Raw genomic sequence first — 24,087 nt, forward strand, 5'->3', positions numbered from 1 at the left:
GGAGTTATGACAGTGAAACATCGTGCACAGAGTGCTGCCCCGCAGGCGGATTCCAAACCCGCTGCAAAAAAAGCGTCGAACAGTGCTTTTACTCTGGTCGGACCCAAAGAAAATGGCTACCGCACTGCTAGCGTGGACGCTTTCTTCACTCGGCTTGCCGATGACTATGAGCTCATGCTGACCGGTGCCCAGCTGAGCAAAGATGTGAATACCTCTCGGACCATTCGCGGGGCTGTCTTTGAAGCAGAACCCGGTGGATACTTGCCCGCGGAGGTGGACCGTGCGCTGGACCGGGTCGAAGACCGATTCTCTGAGTTGGAGCGTCGTCTCTACATCCAGAAGTACGGGCAGACTACATGGAACGATGCGATTGCGGAGTTGCGCCTGCTTCTGCTGGGGCGGTTACGCAGGCCCGATGGCGAGCGGTTCCGCCGGCCCTCCAAGCGGCTGACCAAGGGCTATTTTGTCAAAGATGTTGATGCTTTGTGCCACCAGCTGATGGAGCATCTCAAAGGCCAGCATCAACTAATACCGGACGATATTCGTGCGGTTTCTTTCACAGCCGCTACCGGCGAACTCAGCTATGAAGAAACGCAGGTTGATGCTTTTTTGGACCGTTGCATTGAGTATCTGCAGGACACCCTATAGAAAGATCAGCTACTAAGCTGCCATAAGGCGGGCGACCCGAAAACATTTCGGTGAGCCCGCCTTTTTTGACCCGCCTACTTGTGTGTAACCCACATTACATACTAATGTGTTCTCAGTTACACAAAGGAGGTAGTGATGGCCCACTCATCACCAGAATCTGGCCAGCCCCTTGTCGATGCCGAACACGTCGACTTTAGGGCGGCTCAGAGCAGTGACAGCTTCAAGGAGCTACGCAAAACACACCGGTCGTTTGTTTTCCCTATGACCGTGGCCTTTTTGGTCTGGTATCTGCTCTATGTCATCTTGGCGGTCTACGCACCCGGTTTTATGGCAACCAAGCTGGCTGGAAACATCAACGTAGGCATTGTCTTTGGCCTCTGTCAGTTCGTGACGACTTTTGGAATTACCGCTTTGTACATCGTCTTTGCCAACACAAAACTAGACCCTCGCTCTAGCCGCCTACGCAAGGATATTGAATCCGGCGATTACGCCCACACCAAGGCATCGTAAGGGGAATATAACAAATGACTTCTTCACTAACTGGCGTCGTGCAGGCCGCCGATGCAGCGAGCACCCAGGTGGTTGGAACTCCCTGGATTAATATGGTTGTCTTTGGCAGCTTCGTACTGATTACTATGGTGGTGGTTCTGAGAGCTTCTAAGAACAATAAGACTGCCGCCGACTACTACGCTGGAGGACGTTCCTTTAGCGGCACCCAAAACGGCCTAGCTATCGCCGGTGACTACCTTTCAGCAGCCTCCTTTCTGGGTATTGTTGGTGCTATCGCTATCCAGGGCTATGACGGCTTTCTATACTCCATCGGGTTCCTGGTTGCTTGGCTGGTAGCCCTCCTGTTGGTAGCTGAGCCCTTGCGCAATACCGGCAAGTTCACCATGGCCGATGTTCTTTCCTTCCGTCTGCGTCAGCGCCCGGTCCGTATCGCGGCCTGCATCTCGACTCTCGCTGTTACCCTCTTCTATCTGCTGGCTCAGATGGCCGGCGCCGGCGCTCTCGTGTCTCTTCTGATGGGTATTAGCTCCAAGGCCGGTCAGTCACTGGTCATCGTCGTTGTGGGTGTCCTGATGATTGTGTACGTTCTCATCGGTGGCATGAAGGGTACGACCTGGGTTCAGATCATTAAAGCTGTCCTCTTGATTAGCGGCGTTGCTGTCATGACCGTCTGGATCCTGGGTATCTACAAGTTCAACCTCTCTGATCTGCTCGGTGGTGCTGTTGAGGCCTCCGGTAACCCTAAGATGCTTGAACCGGGCCTCAAATACGGTAAGAGCGATTTGACCAAGCTGGACTTCATTTCACTTTCGCTGGCCCTGGTCTTCGGCGCTGCTGGCCTGCCCCACGTGCTCATGCGCTTCTACACCGTCCCCACGGCTAAAGAGGCCCGTAAATCAGTGGTCTGGGCTATCTCCCTGATCGGTCTGTTCTACCTCTTTACCTTGGTGCTGGGCTTTGGCGCTGCTGCACTCGTTGGTTCTGAGGCAATTAAGGCAGCTCCTGGTGGCGTGAATTCAGCGGCTCCGCTCATGGCCTACGAGTTAGGTGGCTCCTTGCTGATGGGAGTTATCGCGGCGGTAGCTTTTGCTACCATTCTCGCGGTGGTCGCTGGTCTAGCTATTACAGCCTCGGCCTCCTTCGCCCACGACATCTACACCAACGTTATATGTAAGGGGCAGTCTGATCCTGCCAAAGAAATCAGAGTGGCTAAGACGACTGTGGTGGTTATTGGCTTGCTGGCCATTGCCGGTGGTATTGGGGCCCAGGGGCAGAATGTTGCCTTCCTGGTGGCGCTTGCTTTCGCAGTGGCTGCCTCTGCTAACCTGCCGACCATCGTCTATTCCCTCTACTGGAAAGGCTTCAAGACTCGTGGCGCTCTGTGGTCCATGTATGGGGGTCTTGGGCTCTCCGTAGTTCTGATTATCTTCTCCCCGGTCATGTCCGGTGCTGAGACTTCAATGATTCCTACCGCCGACTTTGCCTGGTTCCCTCTGGCTAACCCCGGTCTTGTCGCTATTCCTGCGGCCTTCCTGCTGGGTTTCCTGGGGTCGCTGGGTGGTGAGAAAGAAGATGTTGCAACCCAGGCTGAGATGGAAGTTCGCTCTCTCACCGGGGTAGGTGCCGAAGGTGCTATTGACCACTAGCCTAACCTGCTTGATTTAGGCTGAAAGTCCCGTTGGCTTACCGCTGACGGGACTTTTCTGCTGGGATAGTTGTAAATAACACTATCACCCTACTTATTTTTATCTTGATATTTGATATAGAATAGGTAATGCTTATCCTTGCGGCTGATCATAGTCGCTAAGCAAAATATAGAAGTAGGTAACATGATTCTTTCCATCATTAGCTGGATTGTCCTCGGTCTGATCGCTGGCGCAATTGCCAAGCTCATCATGCCCGGTAAGCAAGGTGGCGGTTTTGTCGTCACCACCGCCCTCGGTATCGTGGGCGCTATGCTGGGTGGCTTCCTGGGTAGCTTCCTGCCCTTCCTTTCCGATGGTGTCAATGGCTTCAGCCTCGGCTCTGTCTTTACAGCAGTCGTTGGCGCGCTGATCGTACTCTTCATCTACCAGAAGGTAGTAGTTAAGAAGTAGCACACTTGAGAGGGCGGTAGCCCCTGAAGCAGAACCCGGTGGTTTTCCGACGACGGATACCACCGGGTTCTTTGTGCTTGAAGCCTACCGATGCGTGAGCAAAAAGGCAGGTCAAGCTCAAGTAAATCACCGGTATCAGCGCTAGGGTAGTGGTGCACCACCAAGACAAGGAAGAGCCATGCCATGAAAAGTATTACCAGAATTATAGGAGCTACCAGGGAACTCTGGCCTTTCTTCCTGGGAATCGTGCTCTGCGCGGTTCTTACCTCTGCGGCCTCACTACTTGCTCCCTTTATCATCTCCGGGGCAACCGATACCGTAGTCAATCACCTTAAGGGCTCAGCACCCACAACCGGGGCGATAATCGTCTGGTTGGCGGCGGCATACCTAGCGGCTCAACTGGTGAGTGTACTTACCACTAACCTTGGAGGTTACCTGGGAGATATCATGAGCCAGCGCATGCGCACCATACTTTCGGTGCGCTACTACGAGAAGCTTCTTTCTTTACCCCTGCCCTATTTCGACTCGGAACTGACCGGCACTATCATCGCTCGCCTGAACCGCTCTATTGCCGAGGTCACCCAGTTCGTCAAGACCATGTCGAACACCTTTATCTCCCTGGTACTTACTACAGTTTCGGTGATTGTGATTAGCTCCCTCTACTACTGGCCACTGGGATTGCTTCTCATTCTTATCTTCCCCGTCTACTTTTGGCTGACCAGTAAAACCAGCAGCAAATGGCAGGTCTGGGAGGGCCAGAAAAACCAGAAAATTGATCTTGCATCAGGCCGTTTTGCCGAGGTCATCGGTCAGATTCGTGTCGTTAAATCATTTGGGCAGGAAGAGCGCGAACTGACTCGCTTTAAAACTCTCTTTAGCGATACCATCAGCTTGACCGCCACCCAATCCCGGTTCTGGCACAGCATGGACGTGGCCCGACTGAGCTTTCTAAACCTGATCTTTTTCGGTCTCTACCTGCTGATTTTCCTGCGGACCCTGGCCGGTGATTTTTCCATTGGTGACATGGTGCTACTCATTCAGCTTCTAGCTATGGCGGTTGCTCCCATCAATTCTCTGTCCTGGATCGTTGATAGCGCCCAGCGAGCTATTACCGGATCCAAGGACTACTTCGATGTCATGGAACGAGAATCGGACCCCCGAGCTTTAGCAATTACCCGTGAGGGGGCACCGGAATACACTCAGCCGGCGGCTATCACTGCATCTGAGGGCCAGGAATTGGTTCGCTTTGAAGAGGTGAGCTTTGGCTATGACGGCGAAGAGGATGTGCTACACAAGATCGACCTGAGCGTCAAGCGCGGTGAACGTATTGCGTTCGTGGGCGAATCCGGCGGCGGTAAATCAACGCTCATGTCGCTCCTAGAAGGCCTCTATGACCCCCGTACTGGTTCGGTGACCGTTGACGGTATGGATATCGCTGGCAGTGACCTGACCCAGGTTCGTTCTTTGATCGGCATGGTCTTTCAGGATCCCTCCCTGTTCTCGGGCACTATTGCCGAGAACATTTCCTACGCACAGCCGCAGGCCAGCCGGGAACAGATTATTGAGGCGGCTATCAAAGCCAATGCCCACGAATTCATCACCAAGTTTGCCGATGGCTACGACTCGCTCATTGGTGAGCGCGGACTCAAGCTCTCAGGAGGGCAAAAACAGCGGATAGCCATAGCTAGAGCAATCCTCAAAGATGCTCCCATCCTCATTCTTGATGAGGCAACCAGCGCCCTGGACACCAAGGCCGAGCGTGCTGTGCAGAAGGGCCTGGAGGAGCTGATGCAGGGGCGTACTTCTCTTATCATTGCCCACAGATTGTCAACTATTGCACGTGTAGACCGCATCGTCACACTTAAGAATGGGCAGATCGATGAGATCGGCAGTCCGGACCAACTAGCAGCTTCAGGAGGTATCTACGCAGAGCTACTTGAGTTGCAAAACAGCGGAGGTAAAACCATAGCTAAGAAACTAAAAAACTTCGATATTATTGGGTAGCATCAAAAAGATAGTCCCTGCTGAAGGCCCTAAGACCTCTGCCAGGGGGCCTGAGCGACGTCTTCCATGATACGGGGTAGGGGAATGAAAAAATTTTTGCTGGTCTTGGGGCTTGCCACCGCCGGTCACTGTGCTTACTGGCATCGGAAAGCACAGAAACAGGTTAACCCTCAGTTCTGGGGCCCGCGGCTCTATCTGGCACCCCTACAGGGCTTCTACGCAAGTCTTGGCTACCTCTTACCTGAGCCCCAGCGCAACTACCTCCGGGTAGCTCAACCTGTAGCGGGGGTTAAAGTTGAGCGGATTGAGCTGTCTTCCGCTGGGGTAAGCCTCAGCTCCTTTCTCAACCTCCCTGCACAGCGTCAGTCCGAAGGTGCTGTGCTCTTTATTCATGGTGGCGGACATCTTTTATCAAGTGCGGGACCTGCTCAGACTTATGCTAGTGCTCTGGCGCGAGATCTTGGTGTTCCCGTCCTCAACGTTGAATACCGTAACGCTGGTGAGGCACCTTTCCCAGCAGACTTAGATGACTGCTATAAGGCTTTGCAATGGTTGCAGGCCTCAGGGCAGAAATATGGCTTTGACCCTTCATTGATTGCTGTATGCGGCCAGAGCGCAGGCGGGGGACTGGCTGCCTCCTTAGCTCAGCGGGCCTTGGACGCAGGCAACCCTCTCAACTTTCAGGCTTTGATTTACCCCATGCTCGATGATCGTACTACCGACCGATCAGATAGGCAGGGGCGCGGCACCTATGCCTGGACCCCCCTGGATAATAAGATCGCCTGGAACACCTATCTTGGTGGGCAGGCAGGAGCTCCCTCACTGCCTGCCTATGCAGCACCAGCGCGCAGGCAAAACCTGGCTGGCCTCCCTCCAGCCTGGATAGGTGTCGGTGACCAGGACCTTTTTTACCCGGAAGGGTGGGACTACCATCAGCGCTTATTGCAGGCCGGCGTGGAGAGCAAATTTCACCAGGTGCAAGGTATGTACCATGCGGCTGACATGATTTTCCCTGAGAGCCAACTCATCCGTGATTTTTATTCATCCATGCTCAGTGCGCTCAGAGCCTCTTTCGAAAACTAGTATGTGAGAAAATGAAGCCATGCGATTTGGTTCTAGTCAGTCCCACCCAAGCTCAGCTTTGGCCCTCACTGATCAGCTAAAAGATTTTCTGGTGCAGGGGCGTACCGTCACCCTCCTGGGGTCAACCGGATCTATCGGAACTCAGGGCCTACAGGTGATTGACCACCTCAACGCTTTAGCGGGCGCTGAAAGCGGGTCAGACGGTGCCCCGGTTCGTGTGCAGGCTTTGGCCGCGGGTGGGCGTTCGGTCGCTGCTCTGGCTGAGCAAGCTGCCCGTCTGCGGCCTCAGCTGGTGGCAACAAGCGGTGGGGAAGATGCTGCTCGCACCCTGCGTGAGGCTCTGGGAGCACTTGCACCGGGCTACGCCCCGCAGATTGAATGGGGGCAGGATGCCGCTACCCGGGCATCGGAAGCTGGTGCCGATGTAGTGCTCAACGGTATTACCGGCTCTATCGGGCTCAGGCCCACCCTGGCCGCCCTGACGGCTGGCTCTCAGGTTGCCCTAGCTAATAAAGAGTCGCTGATCGCTGGCGGTGAGCTGGTCAAAGCCGCCGTTGATGCCTCACCCCTGGAACAACCCATGGTGCCGGTAGATTCGGAGCACTCGGCACTCGCCCAGGCACTTTCAGCCGGGAGCGACCGCGAAATTGATCGACTGATTCTCACGGCCAGCGGCGGGCCTTTCCGGGGTATGAGCTACGAGCAACTGCGGGAGGTCACTCCGGCCCAGGCCCTGGCTCACCCAACCTGGGATATGGGCCTGGTTGTTACCACTAATTCGGCGTCTATGGTCAATAAGGCTCTTGAGGTTCTTGAAGCACATCACCTGTTCGGTATTGACCTTGACCGTATCGATGTGACTGTTCACCGCCAGTCCATCGTTCATTCCATGGTGCAGTTTGTGGACGGCTCAACCATTGCTCAGGCTTCACCGCCGACCATGCTCTTGCCGATTGCCCTGGGCCTGACCTGGCCCCACCGCATCCCTGGTGTGGCTCAGCCTTGCGACTGGACCCAGGCCAGCCAATGGACCTTTGAGCCACTGGATAAGACAGCTTTCCCAGCTGTAGAGATCATTAAAGAGGCAGGCAAGCGCGGCGGTACCTTCCCGGCTGTTTTCAACGCAGCTAATGAAGAGGCCGTTGCAGCCTTCCACGCCGGGAAAATTCGTTTTACCGACATGATTGAGACTGCCGGCCGTCTGCTGGATGAGCATGCCCAGTCAGCTTGGTGCGCTGAAAGCGGCTCCCTGACCCTTGAAGCAGTCCTGGGCGCAGAGAGCTGGGCTCGTACCCGCGCCCACGAGATTCTGACCGATTAGTTCTCTGCCACACCTGGCTTGGTATATATGAAGAAACCCTGCAAAAACGGGGTCGGCACCAGGCAAAAAGCAGGTGCCGACCTTGAAAGTATGCATATCGCATAAGTTATTGGTGGGTTGCAGAGCCCTACCTGGGTTTTAGAGAGTCGTATGGGAGCATCAACACTAATGTTGAAACCCCTGGCTAGCTCTTGACGCTGTACTCGATGCATAAAACTGGGCAAGAATACGAGCTCGTGAGGTACTCATTACTTGAACAAAAACTATGGGGAAGATTCCGACTCTCATTACAAGACCTTCGATATTTCTTCACCGTAAGGCCAGCCGATGATAACTATCACAAGAAAAATGATAATGAACCCCAACAGAAGATAAAATATTTTATGATTTGTATTCATATCATTTTATCAAAATTGGACTGAACACGAATTATCACCAACACTAACACCTTTATTGTGCCCAATAAGCCTCGCACACTGAGTGTGTCCCCGTAATTCGTACCCAAGTGGCCTAAAAGAGAAATAATTGTTAGCTACCATTCGTGCGCTTACTGTCCCATAGATACCTGAAGATGGTTTTGAGCTTGTGAGAAACCACCCCGGCATATGCGTTTGCCCCCAATGGTTAGTTTCAGTGCTACTGGTAATCCGGCCACTTGCATAGCACCATTTACCCTCGACCGTCGTCGTAAACAAAAGATTACCGAATACATTATTCTGATAGGCTCGAATTGATGCATTCCAACAACCGGACATTGGTGTAGCTCTCATCAAGGAGGGTGCGGCAATAAAACTTGATGAATTTTCACTGGCGACTGCTGTAAAGTCTTCAAAAAATCGACGCTCATCCACCGTCAGGGAATCCAGAGGGTCTTTTGATGTTCCTGAGTTTACTATTTTCTGGTAAATAGCGTTGTTTTTTTCTTGAGGTGAGAGAGGAAGCGTTAGCCAGCGATATGCTAAGAGTTGACAACGACAGGGCGAGTAAAAGAATGAGAAAGGAATTCGCCGTGGTGTGCATAGAATTTCCTTACGCTTGGAGATTTCTTTATGAAATCTGCTTGGGTTAGGTGCCTAAAATTCTAAGCGATGAGGTGAATCCTAGTCAAGAGATTTTTATAGAATTTTTGCAATAATATTATGATGGTTTAATTCGATGCGCATATAAAAACCCACCCCTATCTTCCCTCTGAAAACGAAAAAGGGGTGACGCTCTTTTTATGCAACATTCATGCCCAAAAGACGGTTAGTAGACGGCGAGCCCGCGTGCCCGGAAGATATCGCGGGCCGCTTCGGTGTCTTCGCGGCTGGGGGGCTTCACATCGGCTAACTGGTAGTCATAGCCCAGGGACTCCCATTTGTCGGTGCCCATCTGGTGGAAGGGCAGAACCTCAACCCGCTCCACGATGTTGCGCCAGCGGCAGACGATATCGGCAACCTTCTCGATATTGTCCGGGTCATCTGTGTAGCCGGGGACCAGAACAAAACGAATCCAGGTCTTAATACCCAGCGCTGAGAGCCGATCCCCAAAGTCAATAGTGGGTTGGAGAGCTCTTCCGGTAAGTTTCTGGTAGACCTCTTCAGAACCAGATTTAACATCGAGTAAGACCAGGTCAACGTTTTCAAGGAACTGGTCTGTTGCGTGAGCACCCAGGAACCCGGAGGTGTCAATGCAGGTATGAATACCCAAAGACTTGGCGCTCATGAGGATATTCTCAGCAAAGGGGCGTTGCATGAGCACCTCACCCCCGGAGATAGTAATACCGCCACCGGTAGCTTTAAAGATTTTGCGCATGCGCTTAATCTTCTTCATCAGATCTGAGGCCATGATGGGCTGACCGTCCTTCATCTTGAAGGTGTCAGGGTTATGGCAATAAAGGCAACGGAGCGGGCAACCGTTCATGAAGATAGTCATGCGGGTGCCCGGGCCGTCAACAGCTGTCACCAGTTCCCAGGAATGGATAGAACCGAGCTGGCCCTCGCGCATGAGCTTAATCTGGGCAGAGCGCTCCAGCTCCGTCATCTCACCCAGGCCCCAGGTTCCAGCCCCAGAATGCCGGTCCGCCGGCGGAGCAAAAGTTAGCTCGCCGGCGGTATCGGTGACATCGTGTGTGACGTCGAGAGACATAGGAACCTATGCCCCGTGGTGGAAGGTGCGTGAGAGTACGTCTAGCTGCTGCTCGCGGGTCAGGCGCACAAAGTTAACCGCGTAGCCCGAGACGCGAACGGTCAGGTTGGGGTAGTTATCGGGGTTCTCCATTGCGTCCTCAAGGGTTTCGCGGTTGAGAACATTGATATTTGCGTGGTAGAGGCCCTTGGGGGCGGTCTTGGTGGCGCGATTTGCCTTCATAGAAGCCAGACGCTCTTCGTAGGTCTTTACAGCCATGGTTTTCTCCTTAGTGATGAGGTGTTGATAGGGTTGCCGCCCCGGTCGAGGGGGCCAACCTGCTGGTGCAGGATCGGCGGGCACCCCTCGACCGGGACACTAAATCTATTGAGTTTTAGTCTTCTTCGGGGATAAAGCCGGCATCGAGGATGCCAACTAGGTTGGTTACCTGCTCGTCCTTGGTGCGGCCAAGACCGTTGGGGGTGATGGTATTAGTTAGGGAGATACCGTCCAGGGCGTCCTCGTAGTCCAGCTTGCCGACCGAGAGCATAGAGGCAACCATGCCGTGGGTGTCCATACCGTTCTCTGGGTTGGCGCCGGGGGAGAAGGGGGTACCTGCACGGTGGCCAGAGGGGAAGGAACCTGTTGCCTTACCGTAGACCACGTTAGAGGTAATGGTCAGAACCGACTGGGTGGGGATAGCATCGCGATAGAGCGGGATAGCCTTAATCTTCTCCATCACGGTGTGAACGATGGTTGCGGCGATATCATCGGCGCGGTCATCGTCGTTACCGTAGGTGGGGAAGTCGCCTTCGGTAATGTAGTCCACAATCAGGCCAGTTTCGTCACGAACCGGGGTGACCTTGGCGTACTTGATAGCAGCCAGGGAATCAGCAACGATGGACAGACCGGCGATACCGCAACCCATGGCACGGATAATATCCGAGTCATGCAGGGCCATTTCGATGGACTCGTAGGCATACTTGTCGTGGCTGTAGTGAATGATGTTCAGAGCCTCAACGTAGGTGGCAACGACCCAGTCCAGCATCTCTTCGTACTTGAGCCAGACATCATCAAAGTCCAGGGGGCCGTCGCCGGTGACAGGTTCGTAGCCCTCAACAACCTGCTTGCCGGTCATCTCATCGCGACCACCGTTGATGGCGTAGAGCAGAGCCTTAGCGGCGTTGACGCGAGCGCCGAAGAACTGCATCTGCTTACCAATCTTCATGGGTGAGACACAGCAGGCAATGGCTACGTCGTCGCCCCACTGCTCACGAATCTGGGGGTCAGACTCGTACTGGATGGAGGAGGTCTCAATGGAGATAGCGGCGCAGAATTCCTTGTAACCGGCGGGTAGATTCTCGTCCCAGAAGATGGTGATATTGGGTTCTGGGGCGGGGCCCAGGTTACGTAAGGTTTGGAGCAGACGGAAGGAGGTTTTGGTGACCAGGGTGCGGCCGTCGCTGGTGAAGCCACCGTCGGACCAGGTAGCCCAGTAGGGGTCGCCGGAGAAAATCTGATCGTAGTCGATGGTGCGTAGGAAGCGAACGATACGCAGCTTGATGACCAGGGCATCAATCATTTCCTGAGCATCGGATTCGGTAATCAGGCCAGCGGCTAGGTCACGCTCAAAGTAGATATCTAGGAAGCCGGAGAGGCGACCAATAGACATGGCGGCGCCATCCTGTGACTTAACCGATGCCAGGTAGGCGAAGTAGGTCCATTGAACGGCTTCCTGGGCGGTGCGGGCAGGGTGGGAAATATCGAAGCCGTAGAGCGCTGCCATCTTCTTGAGACGTTTCAGAGCCTTAATCTGCTCTGAGTGTTCCTCGCGGTAGCGAGCCCAGTGCTCACTGAAGCCACGGTCAGCTACAGCGTCCTTAGCGCGTTCCTTATCGGCAATCAGGTTATCGACACCGTAGAGCGCTACACGGCGGTAATCACCGATGATGCGACCACGGCCGTAGGCATCGGGCAGGCCGGTGATGATGTGCGAGGAGCGAGCCGCGCGAATGCGGGGGGTGTAGATATCAAAGACGGCATCGTTGTGGGTTTTGCGGTACTCGGTGAAAATCTTCTTGATGTTTTCATCGGGTTCCTTGCCAGCTTCGCGGATAGCGGTCTCAACCATGCGCCAGCCGCCGTTGGGCATCATGGCGCGTTTGAGCGGAACATCGGTCTGTAGACCAACGACAACATCGTCGTCCTCAGAGATGTAGCCCGCGGGGAAAGCATCAATTTCGGCGGGGGTCTTGGTGTCTACGTCGTATACACGGTTCTTGCGCTCTACCGAGAGGTAGTTCTTTTCAAGAGTGTCCCAGACACGCAGGGTCTTTTCGGTGGGGCCAGCTAAGAAACTGGAGTCCCCCTCGTAGGGGGTGAAGTTAGCGAAGATGAACCCTCGCACATCGATGCTGTCCTGCCAGGGGCCGGGTGCAAAACCCTCCCAGGCGCTCGCAGAATGTTCGTTGACAAAGACTCCAGCGGTGGCGGGAGCTTCAACCTGTGCGGTCATAAATGGTACTCCTTGTCAGAAGTGACGGTGCGGGCGCACGGGAGCGGGCGCTCGATGATCTTTCACTCTTTGATTGTGGCTTAAAGTGCGGCAAAAATAAAATCTGCATAAAATATGCTTGATTATATTTAATCTGCATAGCTCAGGATGTTTTCCCATGTCAAGTCAAATTTATGGGTGGCTTCTGGGGGCTTTTGCTGCTGGGCGTGTGACCTAGGGAAAGCATAATTACCGGTTATATAACGCAAGTGTGAAGTTAGGGCATTTTTGACCTAAAAGTAAGGGTGGAAACTACCTCAAAGACGGGGTGGGGCCCAGCCTATAAAGTCTGGGTCGTGGCCGTATCTTTACTGCACCCGAGACCTCGTCGAGTAGCCAGGGGGGAGAAGATGAGGGAGAGAGGGAGAGAGCTGTTACCCAAACAGTCTTGTAGCCACAGAATATCTCATAGCACTTAGCGCCCCTATGGGGGGCACAGTAAGCCCGGCGTGTTTTAGGGGCAAACTCCAAGAGGTCTGAACTGGCGGCTGGGATGGGCTTAGCGTACGCTGGCTTGTATCTTTAAATCCGGCTGATTCTAGCCGGACGTCCGGTTTCAAGGAGTTGTGCGTGACAATCTTGCTTTTCCTGGTGGGCGTAGTGCTCATGGCCCTGGGTATTGCCTTCTCTATTGCCCTCCACGAGGTGGGGCACCTGGTGCCCGCCAAGCTCTTTGGTATACGGGTTCCCCAGTACATGATTGGCTTTGGCAAAACGGTCTTCTCTTGGAAACGCGGTGAAACCGAATACGGATTTAAAGCGCTACCGCTGGGTGGCTACATCTCCATGATTGGCATGTACCCGCCCGGTCAAGATGGGCAAAGTGAGGGGCAGGCAGGTGGAACTAGCCCTCTGCAACAGCTAGCCCGCCAAGCTCGCCAGGCTGATGTTGAGCGCATCCGCCCCGAGGACCAAGGCAGGCTCTTCTACCAGCTTCCGGTCTACAAGCGCATCATTATTATGCTGGGTGGCCCCGCCATGAACCTGCTGATTGGGCTGGTAGCTACCACAATTTTGGTAACGGGCTTTGGTTCCTACCAGCCAACCACCGGCATTCAAAGCGTCTCGCACTGCGTCCAAACCCTTGATGCTACTAAGGCTAAGAGCGCTAACTCCGCAGAGTGTGGGGCTGATGATCCGCTAGCGCCCGCTAGTGCCGCAGGTCTCAAGCCCGGTGACACCATTCTCGAATTTGCTGGCCAGAGCGTGACCAGCTGGGAGCAGCTCACTGAACTGATCCGTAGCAAGGCCGAGAAAGAAGTCCCGCTAACCGTCCAGCGCGGTGACCAGACGCTAGAGCTGACTATCACGCCCATGCTGACTGAACGCCCGGTAGTTGATCCGCTCACCAGCACTTACCAGACCAACCCCGACGGTAGCTATAAAACCCAGGAAGTGGGCTTTATCGGTATTAGCCCCGCTACTGAGCTGACCCCCGGCACCGTGGGGGAGGTGCTCCCCACAGTTGGGCAGTCCCTGGAACGTATTGGCGCAACTCTGATTAAGCTTCCGGCCCGCGTCTACGGTGTGGCAGTTACTCTGGTGACCAACGGGGATCGTGATGTAAACAGTCCGGTTTCGGTTGTTGGTGTTGGCCGGATCGCTGGTGATATTGCTGCGCAGGATGAAATTAGCCTGCGCGATAAGGCGGCCACGCTGGTGTCGCTGATTGCCCAGATGAACCTCATGCTCTTTGCCTTTAACCTGATTCCGCTTCTACCTCTGGATGGCGGGCACGTCCTGGGCGCCCTGTGGGAGGGCTTGCGCCGCAAGAGCGCCAAGCTACTGGGTCGAAAAGACCCCGGCCCCTTCGACCCGGTTAGGCTCCTGCCGCTGACCTATGTGGTCGCCGGTGCCTTCCTGCTTATGACCGTCATTCTGGTGGCCGCCGATATCTTCAAACCCATCAGCCTCTTCTAAGCTCGACTGAGCATGCGATACTATCTCCAGGCCTGATAGTGCCCGGCTCAATCACACGGGCCTAGGTGCCGCAGTCACCGTGCTGAGTAAAGGTCTTAACCCACCCTTTACGCCCCAGCCAGTCAGCAAAAGTTCTGCAGGGCTGGCGCGGGGAGCTGACTTCAAGTACAGCAGAGCCAACACTGAACCGCTGATTGACCAAGATCTCAGACCAGCTAACGCCTTCAGTTGTGACGTTCTCGCCAAACATGCCGTTAGGGTAGCTCCTTCCTGCCTGCTCACCCCAGTAATCCAATTCTTCACGAGCATAAAGGTAGACAGCTTTTTCAGCCCCGCCGTGGTGCTTACTATCACCCATAAAATCACCGGCAACACCGGAGCCATCGCCGTAGTTCGGGTCGGGAGCAAAAACATCGAGGGAACTCACAGCGACCTTACCAATACCGGTCTGACGCGGGGTTCTGCCAACTAAGGTAAATGGCTGAGCGATATTGGTTGAAAGAACCCGAGGCCTAGCAGAAAAGGTCATCACAGTGGTACCCATACGGTTTATCCTAGCTGAGCTGTGTCGAAAGAGTCCCCGGCCTGTCTTAGTAAATATGGCCTAACTGGTGCACAATAGAGGATGACACTGTACGCCTGCGCCCACCGGCAGGTGTAAGAAACTTTTGGAGGAAAACTTGACCTCGGTTGCTCTTGGAATGCCCGCCGCACCACCCCCCGTTCTGGCACCACGCCGTAAGACCCGCCAGTTCAAGGTCGGTTCCGTAGGGGTAGGGTCAGAATCGCCGGTCTCCGTGCAGTCCATGACCACCACCAAGACCCACGATATCGGCGCCACCCTTCAGCAGATTGCTGAACTCACGGCCACCGGTTGCGATATTGTACGCGTAGCCTGCCCCACCGATAAGGATGCAGAGGCCCTGCCCATTATCGCTAAGCAGTCCCAGATTCCTGTGATCGCCGATATCCACTTCCAGCCCAAGTACGTCTTTGCCGCTATCGAAGCCGGTTGCGGTGCCGTCCGAGTTAACCCCGGCAACATCCGTAAATTTGATGATCAGGTCAAGGAGATCGCTGCTGCCGCTAAGGACCACGGTACCTCAATCCGTATCGGTGTTAATGCCGGCTCACTCGATAAGCGCCTACTCGAAAAGTACGGCAAAGCCACCCCAGAAGCCCTGGTGGAATCCGCTGTCTGGGAAGCCTCCCTCTTTGAGGAACACGGCTTCCGGGACTTCAAGATTTCAGTTAAGCACAACGACCCCGTCATCATGGTTGAGGCCTACCGCCAGCTGGCAGCTGCTGGTGACTGGCCCCTACACCTAGGCGTTACCGAAGCAGGCCCAGCTTTCCAAGGAACCATCAAATCGGCAACAGCCTTTGGTGCCCTGCTCTCCGAGGGCATTGGCGATACCATTCGCGTGTCCCTCTCCGCGCCTCCCGTTGAAGAGGTCAAAGTAGGCTCCCAGATTCTTGAGTCCCTGAACCTGCGCCCCCGCAAACTTGATATTGTTTCCTGCCCCTCCTGTGGCCGTGCCCAGGTCAATGTATGGGAACTAGCCGAGAACGTCACCAAGGGCCTTGAAGGTATGAAAGTTCCCCTGCGCGTGGCCGTCATGGGGTGCATTGTCAACGGCCCCGGCGAAGCCCGTGAAGCCGACTTGGGTGTCGCCTCCGGTAACGGTAAGGGCCAGATCTTTGTTAAGGGTGAAGTCATCAAGACCGTTCCCGAAGACGAGATCGTTCAGACCCTGATTGAAGAGGCCAACCGTATCGCCCGCGAGATGGAAGACCGCGGCGAAATTGACCTGTCAGGCGAGCCGACCGTTTCAGTCTCCTAAAGCCTTCAGAAGAAACCCATCGTGTCTCTCTTTTCACGCTTCCAGCGCATCAGCGATGATGTCATAATCCGCCCCCTCACCCTCGATGACCGGGTAGAACTGGAAACCATGATTAGTTCAGACCCGGTGGGTTTTCTCTTTGCTGCTGAACACCTCCACCATTTTGGGTTACCTGCCCCGAGCGCATTGACCTCGCGCAAAACGCCCAGCGGCTTCATTGGTATTTTTGTGCCTCGAAATGCCAGCGGGAAAGAGAGCGGCTACAAGGGGGCACCACCCGCAGTAGGAGGTGGGTACGGTGGCATCGAGATGCCGCTTCCGGAACGCCTCAGAAACACCCTAGATACTCTGCTGGGCAAGACCAGCGACTGGGTGAGCCGATCGGCTGGGGCGCACTTTAGCGACCCGGCTGAGCGGAACCTGGCCCCCATGCCGGGACTGGCTGAGACACTTGCCCCGGGGGAGGGGCCTGAAGCGGAACCCAGAGATTGCCTAGTGGGCGCTTTCTGGCTTGGAGCTAACTGCGTTCCGCTTTCGCTACCGGAACCCTACTACGAGACGGTTGCCCACTATATTTGGCGGCACAACCGCAAAATTGCATCAATTTTCGGCCACCGCCAAGCAGTCTTGGGTATATGGGGGCACCTAGCTGGGCGCATGCCAACCCCCTTCGGCATCCGCGAAAGCCAGCCCTTGCTTGAGCTCCCCGTGGACGCTGACCTCACAGCGCTTGCTGAACAGTCGCTGGCTCGCCCGCGGCTGGGCGCTCCACCTATCATTGAGCCTGTGCGCTGGGCCCGCACCGATGACAGGCCCAGCCTGCTCAGAGCCTCTATCGCCATGTTCACCCAAGAAGTAGGCTATGACCCCATGACGCGGGACCCTTCCGGGTATGCCCACCGCATTGATGAACTCACCCGAACCGGTCGCACCGTGGTCGGTGTTAACTCCGAGAATATCGTTATTTTTAAGACGGATATCGGGTTGGCGCACGGTTCAATCTGCCAGCTTCAGGGCGTGTGGCTCCACCCCGCCTACAGGGGGCACCGTCTTGCCCCCACCTTGCTAGCTCAGGGCGCAGAGCTAATTCGCCGGCGTTTTCCCCAGCTTTCTCTCTACGTCAACGATTACAACAGTGCGGCCAGGGCTCTCTACCGGAGCACCGGCTGGCAGCAAACAGGCACTTTCTCTACTGTGCTTTTCTAAGGCGATCGCAGATCGATCCGTCAAGAACCGCCCCGGTAGCCTACCCTCTGTACAAAGCGGAGCTCGCTTCTGTGGAAGAGACCAACTGGGGGTAGCCGGTCACCATCGATGCCCGGCAGGTCCCCCGGTAGCAGAGATGTCTTAGCTTCACAAGAAGCGGTAAGCTGGTAGAGAGTATGCCCTGCCCTTAATCCTAGGGTAGGACCAGTCAGCGGGCGACGAGCCCGAAGCCTAGCGCAGCCTATAACTCTACGAGGTTGCCCTATGAGAGAAACGGAAGCAAGCCACCTTGGTACAGCGCCTGTCCCACCTTTTCCTACGCACTTTGCGTGAAGACCCTGTTGATGCTGAAGTCGCCAGCCACAAGCTACTGGTTCGTGCCGGCTATATCCGGCGCGCAGCCCCCGGCGTGTACACCTGGCTACCCCTGGGCCTGAAAGTCCTGGGAAAGATTGAGACCATTGTCCGTGAGGAAATGAACGCCATTGGTGCTCAGGAAGTCCACTTCCCGGCCCTGCTCCCGCGCGAGCCCTACCAAGCAACCAACCGCTGGGACGAATACGGGGATAACCTCTTCCGCCTCAAAGACCGCAAGGGGGCAGACATGCTGCTGGCCCCCACCCACGAAGAGATGTTCACCCTGCTGGTCAAAGACCTTTACAGCAGCTACAAGGATCTGCCGGTCTACCTCTACCAGATTCAGACCAAATACCGCGACGAGGCCCGCCCCCGCGCAGGCCTACTGCGTGGTCGTGAGTTCATTATGAAGGACTCCTACTCCTTTAACGTCGATGATCAGGGGCTTGACGAGGCCTACCAGGCTCATCGCGCAGCTTACATCCGAATCTTTGAGCGCCTGGGTCTTGAAATTGAGATCGTCCAGGCCCAGTCCGGCGCTATGGGCGGTTCGCGTTCTGAAGAGTTCTTGCACCCCACCCCGATTGGCGAAGATACCTTCGTGCGTTCTGAAGGCGGCTATGCTGCCAACGTTGAGGCAGTCACTACCGTTGCGCCTGAACCCGTTGATGCAAGCAATACCCCGGCTGCTAGCGTTCTCGATACCCCTGATTCACCGACCATTGAGATTCTTGTCCAACAGTCCAACGCACTGCACCCCCGCCCTGAGGGCCCCTGGACTGAGGCTGATACCCTCAAGAACGTTATCGTTGCCGTAACCCTGCCTGACGGTAGCCGTCAGCTAGTTGCTATCGGTCTACCCGGTGACCGTGCAGTTGATATGGGCCGCCTAGAGGCCAACGTGGGTGCTCTACTGGGCGTTGGTGGTGAGGTAGAGGTTGAGGCCGCCACTGAGGAGGACCTTAAGAAGTTTCCGCAGCTGGTTAAGGGCTACATCGGCCCCGGTCTGTCGCTAGATCATAAGTTCCTGGGCGTAGAATCTGCCACCGGTATTCCCTACTACCTTGACCCCCGCGTCGTTGAGGGCTCTGCCTGGATTACCGGCGCAAACGAAGACCAAAAGCACGTCTACAACCTGGTCGCTGGCCGCGACTTTGAGGCCGACGGCATCATCGAGGCCTGCGAGGTCCGCGAAGGCGACCCCGCCCCCGATGGCTCCGGTCCGCTGATTGCCGCTCGCGGTATTGAGATGGGGCACATCTTCGCTCTGGGCCGCAAGTACGCTGAAGCCCTGGGCCTGAAAGTGTTGGACCAGAACGGCAAGCTCCAGACCGTGACCATGGGCTCCTACGGTGTGGGTGTCACCCGCGCACTGGCAGCTATCGCCGAGGGCAACCACGATGACCGTGGCCTGATCTGGCCCCGCAACCTGGCACCTGCCGATGTGCACCTGGTGGTCACAGGTAAGGGCGCTGAGGTGCTTGAAGGCGCTGAGAAGCTAGTAGCTGAGCTTGAAGCTGCCGGCCTGGACATCATGTTTGATGACCGCCCCAAGGTATCACCCGGTGTTAAGTTCGGCGATGCTGAGCTCCTAGGTGTTCCCACCATCCTTGTGGTGGGCCGCGGCTTTGCCGATGGCAAGATTGAAATCAAGGACCGCCGGAGTGGGCAAGCCCGTGAAGTAGCTTTGGACGAAGCAGTTGCTGAAATCCTAGCTGAGGTCGGTCGCTAGAAGCCTATGAGGAATCTGCTGGGCGGGGTAAAGCAAACTTTGCCCCGCCCGCACTGTAAGTGCCCCGATGCCGGTGGGGTAGAGAGGACGCCGACCCGTGGATATCCTTGGTGCTCTGGGGCTTGATGGGCTGGGGCTTAACCCCCTGAGCATTTGCTTGCTTCTGGTAGCGGCCCTAGGCGCAGGCTGGGTTGATGCTCTAGTAGGCGGCGGTGGCATGATACAGCTGCCCGCCCTGCTTCTGGTGCCCGGCTTAAGCCCGGTCCAAGCGCTTGCTGTCAATAAGCTGGGGTCGGTTTTTGGTACCCTGACCAGTGCGGTGACCTATGTGCGAAGAACCCCCATTGATATTCGTACTACTGTGCCAGCTGCCTGCCTAGCTTTTGTGACCAGTATGGCCGGTGCGGTGCTTGCGACCGCTCTACCGCAGGAGTTCTTCAAACCTATTATTGTGGTGGCCCTTTTAGCGGTCCTGCTCTACACCGTTTTTAAGCCCTCCTTAGGCGGTTCAACAGAATTGAAATACCGGGGCCTTAAACACCTGATGGTGGGCCTGGGGGCCGGTGCGGCTATTGGTTTCTACGATGGGCTCTTAGGCCCGGGTACAGGTTCTTTTCTGATGGTCGTTCTGGTTGGTCTGATGGGGTATAGCTTCCTGCAAGCAAGTGCTCAAACAAAGATTATTAATGCGGCCACCAATCTAGGTGCCCTGGTGCTTTTTGCTGCGTCAGGTCAACAAGTGTGGGCGCTTGGTCTCATGCTGGGCATAGCAAATATGGTCGGCGGCTACCTGGGCGCGCGTACAGCTATGGCGCGCGGTAACAGCTTTATTCGCTTCATGATGGTGATTGTGGTCAGCGCACTGATACTGAAGCTTGGGGCAGATATTCTGGCTGGTCGCTAATCCAAGGTGTGGAGCGCTAGAGCTAGAGCAAGGACTTCGATGGAGTCTTCTGCGGTACTCACTGCGGGATCGGAAAAAACCTCCATAGAGAGGGCTGGCAGGGTTGCGGTCAGGTCACGGAGTTGGCTCTCTGCTTCTTCTGGGGCAACCGTGGGGTAGGAGGGCTGTATTGCTTCAAGGCGCTGGCTACAGATGAGGACGGGGGTCACTGTATCGCGTAGGGCGGCGCTCTGCTGGGCTAGAGCTCGGGCCTTTGCTGCTAGACCGGTGTAGCCCTTGTCTGCGCGGGCGGCGTAGACCTCAGAGGCATAGTTAATCCGGTAAAGCACCTCCTGCATCTGCTCAAGGGAAGATGACGGTTCCGGCGCTTCGCCCTGGGGGCTAGTGCAGGTGAAGTTCTCCAGCTCCTTGATCTTTTGGGCTAGGGCAGCCGGGTACTTATTGTCGGTTATTCCCTCGCTAAGAGCTGCACTCCATAAACGGGTGACAGCAGCCAGCGCGCGAGCTCTGTCTTCAAGGGAGTCTGTTTCAAGACCAAATTGCACAAGAGCGTCGGCGCTTGCTGTAAGTTGCTGGGGGAGCGGTTCAGCCTGCGAACTTTCAGCAAAATCACGTGCGGCGGGAGCTAGCTGCGCCAGGGAATCATCAAGGGCAGTAACCAAAATATCTTGGCCTTCGGCTTCAGCGGCCTCACGTAGCGTCTTTAGCTCAAGGGCAATAGTAATTTGGCCGGCTAGATCAGCTTTGATTCCTTCCTGCCGCTGTATGCCCTGCCAGCCCATAACCAGAAAAACAGCTAGCAGGCAGGCCAGCAAGGTAATGAGCGGGCGGAGAAAACGAGACATAGAGCGGGCCTTTCAAGAGGGGGAGTCTACCCACCATTGTGCCAAAAAAATTCTGGCTTCAGCTCACCCTGGTAGGCTTAGGGATTTAGAAGACCCAGATACGCTCGCAGAAAGGGAAGGATCATGGCAGGACCAAAAGCCGGTAAGAAAGAGGCTCCCAATGCGCGGGAACGTCGAGCAGCGGCCCGAGCCCAAGAAGGTATCACCCAAAGAGCCCCAGCAGAGAGCTTTGTAAGCCTTGAAAGCGTTCGTCCGGTAGTAACCGAAGTCGTTGAAGGTCAGTTCAAGCTGGTGCTGGAGAAACTGGCCCTCAGGGGTAAAGGAGCTAACCGCACCCTGGAAATCGTGCTTGACTACCCCGAAGATCGCACAGACGCCCTTTCCCTTGACACTATCGCTGAGGTTTCACAGGCTCTCTCCCAAGCGCTTGACTCAGCTGATGACGGCGAGGTTCCCTACCTGCTTGAAGTATCTTCACGGGGAGTGACCAGCCCGCTGACCGAAACCCGCCACTGGAAACGCTCCATTGACAGGCTCCTGGCAATCAGCCAGACCGACGGGGAAACCTACTTAGCCCGGCTCGACTTCGTCACCGAAGAAGGCCCCGTGGTGCGCCGCAAGAAAGAGACCAAAAAGGGTCAGCCCGAAAGCTACCGCGACGCGCAGACCCTACCCTGGGCCACAATTTCTTCCGCAAAAGTAGAAATTGAATTCAACCGTTAGCAAGTACTCGGTAGAATAAAAACAAAACGACCACCTCTCAACATATTGAGGCCGCACGGTACGCCGTGCGAACATACACCGAAAGCGGTGCCGGAGCCTATGAGCCCCGGCACCGTATTACACGGAAGGGCCCACCATGGACATTGATTTGAGCAACCTTCGCCTGCTCGAAAAAGAGCGCGATATCTCGATCGACCACCTGATCCCAATGATCGAAAGTGCCCTTCTTTTGGCTTACCAGAAGCAGATCGGCGCGATTCGCGGTTCACGAGCAGAGATTGACCGCTCCAGCGGCACCGTCACCATCTGGGCACCTGAGCTCGATGAAAACGACCAGATAATCGGTGAGTTTGACGATACTCCTAAAAACTTTGGCCGTATCGCGGCTTCTACCGCCCGCCAGGTCATTCAGCAGCGCCTGCGTGATGCACAGGACTCCGCCGTCCTGGGCGAATACAAGGACCGCGAAGGCCAGCTGATTTCCGGTGTCATCCAGCAGGGCCCCAACCCCCGGATGATTCACGTTGATTTGGGCACCCTCGAAGCCGTCCTCCCGACCGCTGAACAGGTTCCCGGTGAGCGCTACACCCACAACACCCGCCTGCGTGCCTATGTTCTCGAGGCCCGCCGCGGGCCTAAGGGCCCCTCCATTGTTCTGTCACGCTCGCACCCCAACCTTGTGCGCCGCCTCTTCGAGCACGAAGTGCCCGAAATTGCCGACGGATCAGTAGAGATTATGGCCATTGCCCGCGAAGCCGGGCACCGCACCAAGATCGCAGTTCGGGCAACTAAGCCCGGCATTAACCCTAAGGGATCCTGCATCGGTGAAATGGGTGCCCGCGTGCGCGCTGTCATGGGGGAGCTGAACAACGAGAAAATAGACATCGTTGACTACTCAGACTCACCCGAAGAGTTCATCGCAGCTGCCCTGTCACCCGCACGGGTTAGTGAGGTCACCGTGACCGAACGTAAGACTTTCTCTGCACGCGCCATCGTTCCCGATGACCAGCTCTCACTTGCTATCGGTAAGGAAGGGCAAAATGCTCGACTGGCCGCAAAACTGACCGGCTGGCGTATTGACATCATCTCGGCCTCCAAATATGAGGCAGCTATGGCAGCAGCTCAAGCAGCTGCTACCCCCGCCGAGGGAGACGGCTCGGACGAGAGCTAACTAACATAATTGCCGTTAGCCCCCGCAAGGGGGCTAAACTGGCTATAGAGGTCACAAGACCCAGTGCTTAATGCTGGTCTCGTAACAGCTAGCTAACCGGCCAGGCCCCAGGGCGTACAGCCGGGCGAACACATGAAGGGAGCAACCAAAGCTGCACACCCCCGTCCGCACCTGCATCGGCTGTCGAACCACCGCAGCACAAGCTGACCTCACACGAATTGCCCTCAGAGGCACCGCCCCACCCAGGGCAGTCTTTGATAGGGACAAAAGCCTCCCGGGGCGTGGAGCCTGGCTCCACCTGACCGAAGCATGTCTGACCAAAGCACTCAAAAAGGGTGCCTTTGCCAGAGCATTCAGAACCCGGGTGGATACCGCCGAACTGGTGATCAAAGCATAAGCCGACCTCACCGGTTCACGGCCCGTTTCTCGGGCTGGCGAACCATATAAGTCAACGGGTTTGACGACTTACCTTGTAAGAAAGCGAGTCAGAAAACTGATGGAAACCCAATGAGTGCCGCGCAATGAGTACTAACCTGTGCTCGCCAACCGGCAAAAAAATAGCTTTATATAAGCTCAAACCTCACACAAACTGAAGGTTCGCCCCTGTCCTGGTGCGAACCAGAACAGGAGAAAAGTGGCTAAGCCCCGCGTTCACGAGATCGCTAAAGAGCTCGGAATCCCCTCAAAAGAAGCCGTCGCAAAGCTTCAAGAACTTGGCGAATTCGTCAAGGGAGCATCATCAACTTTGGAAGCTCCGGTAGTTAAAAAACTACGCGCAGCTTTCCCTCAGGCAGCTGCTCAGGCAGAAGCCTCAGAAAAGAAGGCAGAGGCCAAGAAGCCTGCCGCTCCCGGCCCCAAGACCGAAGCAAAGACATCTGCACCCAAGCCTGCTGCCGCTGCACCCGCAGCTCCCAAGCCTGCCGCAACGCCCAAGTCAGCCGCAGCGCCAGTCGCCAAACCTCAGGCAGAAGCTGCCACACAGCCTGCTGCCGACAAGGCAGAAACCAGCAAACCTGCTGGCCCCCGCCCCGGCAACAACCCCTTCGCACCGACCCAGGGCATG

At 55.7% G+C, this 24,087-nt stretch carries 21 protein-coding genes; 16 read left to right on the plus strand and 5 right to left on the minus strand.

Annotated elements, in window-relative coordinates; genetic code table 11:
- Positions 1–6: 6 nt before the first annotated feature.
- The 7 genes from ACN08V_RS09475 (at position 7) to dxr (ending at position 7,662) form a co-directional block, all read left to right on the plus strand.
- On the plus strand, positions 7–648 hold the full coding sequence (locus ACN08V_RS09475; protein ID WP_419105374.1) for a DivIVA domain-containing protein: 642 nt from the start codon (positions 7–9) through the stop codon (positions 646–648).
- Positions 649–783: 135 nt separating this feature from the next.
- Positions 784–1,158: a DUF485 domain-containing protein gene (locus tag ACN08V_RS09480; RefSeq protein WP_419100212.1), complete on the plus strand. Its 375-nt coding sequence runs from the start codon at positions 784–786 to the stop codon at positions 1,156–1,158.
- Between the two features lie 92 nt (positions 1,159–1,250).
- On the plus strand, positions 1,251–2,804 hold the full coding sequence (locus ACN08V_RS09485) for a cation acetate symporter (protein ID WP_419100245.1): 1,554 nt from the start codon (positions 1,251–1,253) through the stop codon (positions 2,802–2,804).
- A gap of 183 nt (positions 2,805–2,987) precedes the next feature.
- Positions 2,988–3,254, plus strand: coding sequence for a GlsB/YeaQ/YmgE family stress response membrane protein (locus ACN08V_RS09490; protein WP_419100211.1), 267 nt, complete (start codon positions 2,988–2,990; stop codon positions 3,252–3,254).
- Positions 3,255–3,437: 183 nt separating this feature from the next.
- Positions 3,438–5,258 (plus strand): ABC transporter ATP-binding protein, encoded by a 1,821-nt coding sequence (locus tag ACN08V_RS09495; RefSeq protein WP_419105375.1) that lies wholly within the window; start codon positions 3,438–3,440, stop codon positions 5,256–5,258.
- Between the two features lie 84 nt (positions 5,259–5,342).
- Positions 5,343–6,341 (plus strand): alpha/beta hydrolase, encoded by a 999-nt coding sequence (locus tag ACN08V_RS09500; RefSeq protein ID WP_419105376.1) that lies wholly within the window; start codon positions 5,343–5,345, stop codon positions 6,339–6,341.
- A 91-nt stretch (positions 6,342–6,432) separates the two neighbouring features.
- The gene (dxr, locus tag ACN08V_RS09505) at positions 6,433–7,662 is read left to right on the plus strand and encodes a 1-deoxy-D-xylulose-5-phosphate reductoisomerase (protein WP_419105384.1); all 1,230 of its coding nucleotides are present in this window, start codon (positions 6,433–6,435) and stop codon (positions 7,660–7,662) included.
- Positions 7,663–8,907: 1,245 nt separating this feature from the next.
- On the opposite strand, the gene pflA is transcribed toward dxr, so the two are convergent.
- The 3 genes from pflA to ACN08V_RS09520 all read right to left on the minus strand — a co-directional run bounded on the left by pflA (position 8,908) and on the right by ACN08V_RS09520 (position 12,283).
- Positions 8,908–9,789: a pyruvate formate-lyase-activating protein gene (pflA, locus tag ACN08V_RS09510; protein WP_419105377.1), complete on the minus strand. Its 882-nt coding sequence runs from the start codon at positions 9,787–9,789 to the stop codon at positions 8,908–8,910.
- A 6-nt stretch (positions 9,790–9,795) separates the two neighbouring features.
- Positions 9,796–10,047: an autonomous glycyl radical cofactor GrcA2 gene (gene grcA2 / locus ACN08V_RS09515; protein ID WP_419100206.1), complete on the minus strand. Its 252-nt coding sequence runs from the start codon at positions 10,045–10,047 to the stop codon at positions 9,796–9,798.
- A 115-nt stretch (positions 10,048–10,162) separates the two neighbouring features.
- Positions 10,163–12,283, minus strand: coding sequence for a pyruvate formate lyase family protein (locus tag ACN08V_RS09520; protein ID WP_419100205.1), 2,121 nt, complete (start codon positions 12,281–12,283; stop codon positions 10,163–10,165).
- A gap of 609 nt (positions 12,284–12,892) precedes the next feature.
- Here ACN08V_RS09520 and ACN08V_RS09525 point away from each other — a divergent pair.
- Entirely contained in the window at positions 12,893–14,242 is a 1,350-nt protein-coding gene (locus tag ACN08V_RS09525; protein ID WP_419105378.1) for a M50 family metallopeptidase, read from the plus strand.
- A 61-nt stretch (positions 14,243–14,303) separates the two neighbouring features.
- Here the strand turns inward: ACN08V_RS09525 and ACN08V_RS09530 are convergent, their stop codons facing one another.
- A complete protein-coding gene (locus ACN08V_RS09530) occupies positions 14,304–14,786 on the minus strand; it encodes an MOSC domain-containing protein (RefSeq protein ID WP_419105379.1) in 483 nt (160 codons plus the stop codon).
- A gap of 136 nt (positions 14,787–14,922) precedes the next feature.
- On the opposite strand from ACN08V_RS09530, the gene ispG reads away from it, so the two are divergent.
- From ispG to ACN08V_RS09550, 4 genes are all read left to right on the plus strand, one after another.
- Positions 14,923–16,086 (plus strand): flavodoxin-dependent (E)-4-hydroxy-3-methylbut-2-enyl-diphosphate synthase, encoded by a 1,164-nt coding sequence (gene ispG, locus ACN08V_RS09535; protein ID WP_419100202.1) that lies wholly within the window; start codon positions 14,923–14,925, stop codon positions 16,084–16,086.
- 21 nt (positions 16,087–16,107) lie between these two features.
- On the plus strand, positions 16,108–17,292 hold the full coding sequence (locus ACN08V_RS09540) for a GNAT family N-acetyltransferase (RefSeq protein WP_419105380.1): 1,185 nt from the start codon (positions 16,108–16,110) through the stop codon (positions 17,290–17,292).
- Between the two features lie 289 nt (positions 17,293–17,581).
- Entirely contained in the window at positions 17,582–19,381 is a 1,800-nt protein-coding gene (locus ACN08V_RS09545; RefSeq protein ID WP_419105381.1) for a proline--tRNA ligase, read from the plus strand.
- Between the two features lie 97 nt (positions 19,382–19,478).
- Positions 19,479–20,285: a TSUP family transporter gene (locus tag ACN08V_RS09550; RefSeq protein WP_419100199.1), complete on the plus strand. Its 807-nt coding sequence runs from the start codon at positions 19,479–19,481 to the stop codon at positions 20,283–20,285.
- On the opposite strand, the gene ACN08V_RS09555 is transcribed toward ACN08V_RS09550, so the two are convergent.
- Complete coding sequence (locus ACN08V_RS09555; RefSeq protein ID WP_419105382.1) at positions 20,282–21,130, minus strand: hypothetical protein; 849 nt, start codon at positions 21,128–21,130, stop codon at positions 20,282–20,284. The genes ACN08V_RS09550 and ACN08V_RS09555 overlap by 4 nt on opposite strands.
- A gap of 123 nt (positions 21,131–21,253) precedes the next feature.
- Between ACN08V_RS09555 and rimP the strand changes: the two genes are divergently transcribed.
- The 4 genes from rimP to ACN08V_RS09575 all read left to right on the plus strand — a co-directional run.
- Positions 21,254–21,853: a ribosome maturation factor RimP gene (rimP, locus tag ACN08V_RS09560; RefSeq protein WP_419100197.1), complete on the plus strand. Its 600-nt coding sequence runs from the start codon at positions 21,254–21,256 to the stop codon at positions 21,851–21,853.
- Positions 21,854–21,989: 136 nt separating this feature from the next.
- Positions 21,990–23,024, plus strand: coding sequence for a transcription termination factor NusA (gene nusA, locus ACN08V_RS09565; RefSeq protein WP_419100196.1), 1,035 nt, complete (start codon positions 21,990–21,992; stop codon positions 23,022–23,024).
- 175 nt (positions 23,025–23,199) lie between these two features.
- Positions 23,200–23,421 carry a YlxR family protein gene (locus ACN08V_RS09570; protein ID WP_419105385.1) on the plus strand — a complete coding sequence of 74 codons (222 nt, stop codon included), beginning with the start codon at positions 23,200–23,202 and terminating at the stop codon, positions 23,419–23,421.
- Between the two features lie 237 nt (positions 23,422–23,658).
- Positions 23,659–24,087, plus strand: a 429-nt coding sequence (locus ACN08V_RS09575) for a translation initiation factor IF-2 N-terminal domain-containing protein (RefSeq protein ID WP_419105383.1), incomplete at its 3' end; no start/stop codon positions are given.

It is taken from the genome of Rothia sp. P5766, from assembly GCF_048513555.1.
In the GTDB taxonomy this organism is placed as follows: Bacteria; Actinomycetota; Actinomycetes; order Actinomycetales; family Micrococcaceae; genus Rothia.

Excerpts from the sequence above, each read along its gene's own strand:
- nusA (WP_419100196.1), top strand. The coding sequence starts at position 21,990 with ATGGACATTGATTTGAGCAACCTTCGCCTGCTCGAAAAAGAGCGCGAT.
- grcA2 (WP_419100206.1), bottom strand. The coding sequence starts at position 10,047 with ATGGCTGTAAAGACCTACGAAGAGCGTCTGGCTTCTATGAAGGCAAAT.
- pflA (WP_419105377.1), bottom strand. The coding sequence starts at position 9,789 with ATGTCTCTCGACGTCACACACGATGTCACCGATACCGCCGGCGAGCTA.
- ACN08V_RS09520 (WP_419100205.1), bottom strand. The coding sequence starts at position 12,283 with ATGACCGCACAGGTTGAAGCTCCCGCCACCGCTGGAGTCTTTGTCAAC.
- ACN08V_RS09500 (WP_419105376.1), top strand. The coding sequence starts at position 5,343 with ATGAAAAAATTTTTGCTGGTCTTGGGGCTTGCCACCGCCGGTCACTGT.
- ACN08V_RS09530 (WP_419105379.1), bottom strand. The coding sequence starts at position 14,786 with ATGGGTACCACTGTGATGACCTTTTCTGCTAGGCCTCGGGTTCTTTCA.
- ACN08V_RS09555 (WP_419105382.1), bottom strand. The coding sequence starts at position 21,130 with ATGTCTCGTTTTCTCCGCCCGCTCATTACCTTGCTGGCCTGCCTGCTA.
- ACN08V_RS09480 (WP_419100212.1), top strand. The coding sequence starts at position 784 with ATGGCCCACTCATCACCAGAATCTGGCCAGCCCCTTGTCGATGCCGAA.
- ACN08V_RS09485 (WP_419100245.1), top strand. The coding sequence starts at position 1,251 with ATGGTTGTCTTTGGCAGCTTCGTACTGATTACTATGGTGGTGGTTCTG.
- rimP (WP_419100197.1), top strand. The coding sequence starts at position 21,254 with ATGGCAGGACCAAAAGCCGGTAAGAAAGAGGCTCCCAATGCGCGGGAA.
- ACN08V_RS09475 (WP_419105374.1), top strand. The coding sequence starts at position 7 with ATGACAGTGAAACATCGTGCACAGAGTGCTGCCCCGCAGGCGGATTCC.
- ACN08V_RS09490 (WP_419100211.1), top strand. The coding sequence starts at position 2,988 with ATGATTCTTTCCATCATTAGCTGGATTGTCCTCGGTCTGATCGCTGGC.
- ACN08V_RS09495 (WP_419105375.1), top strand. The coding sequence starts at position 3,438 with ATGAAAAGTATTACCAGAATTATAGGAGCTACCAGGGAACTCTGGCCT.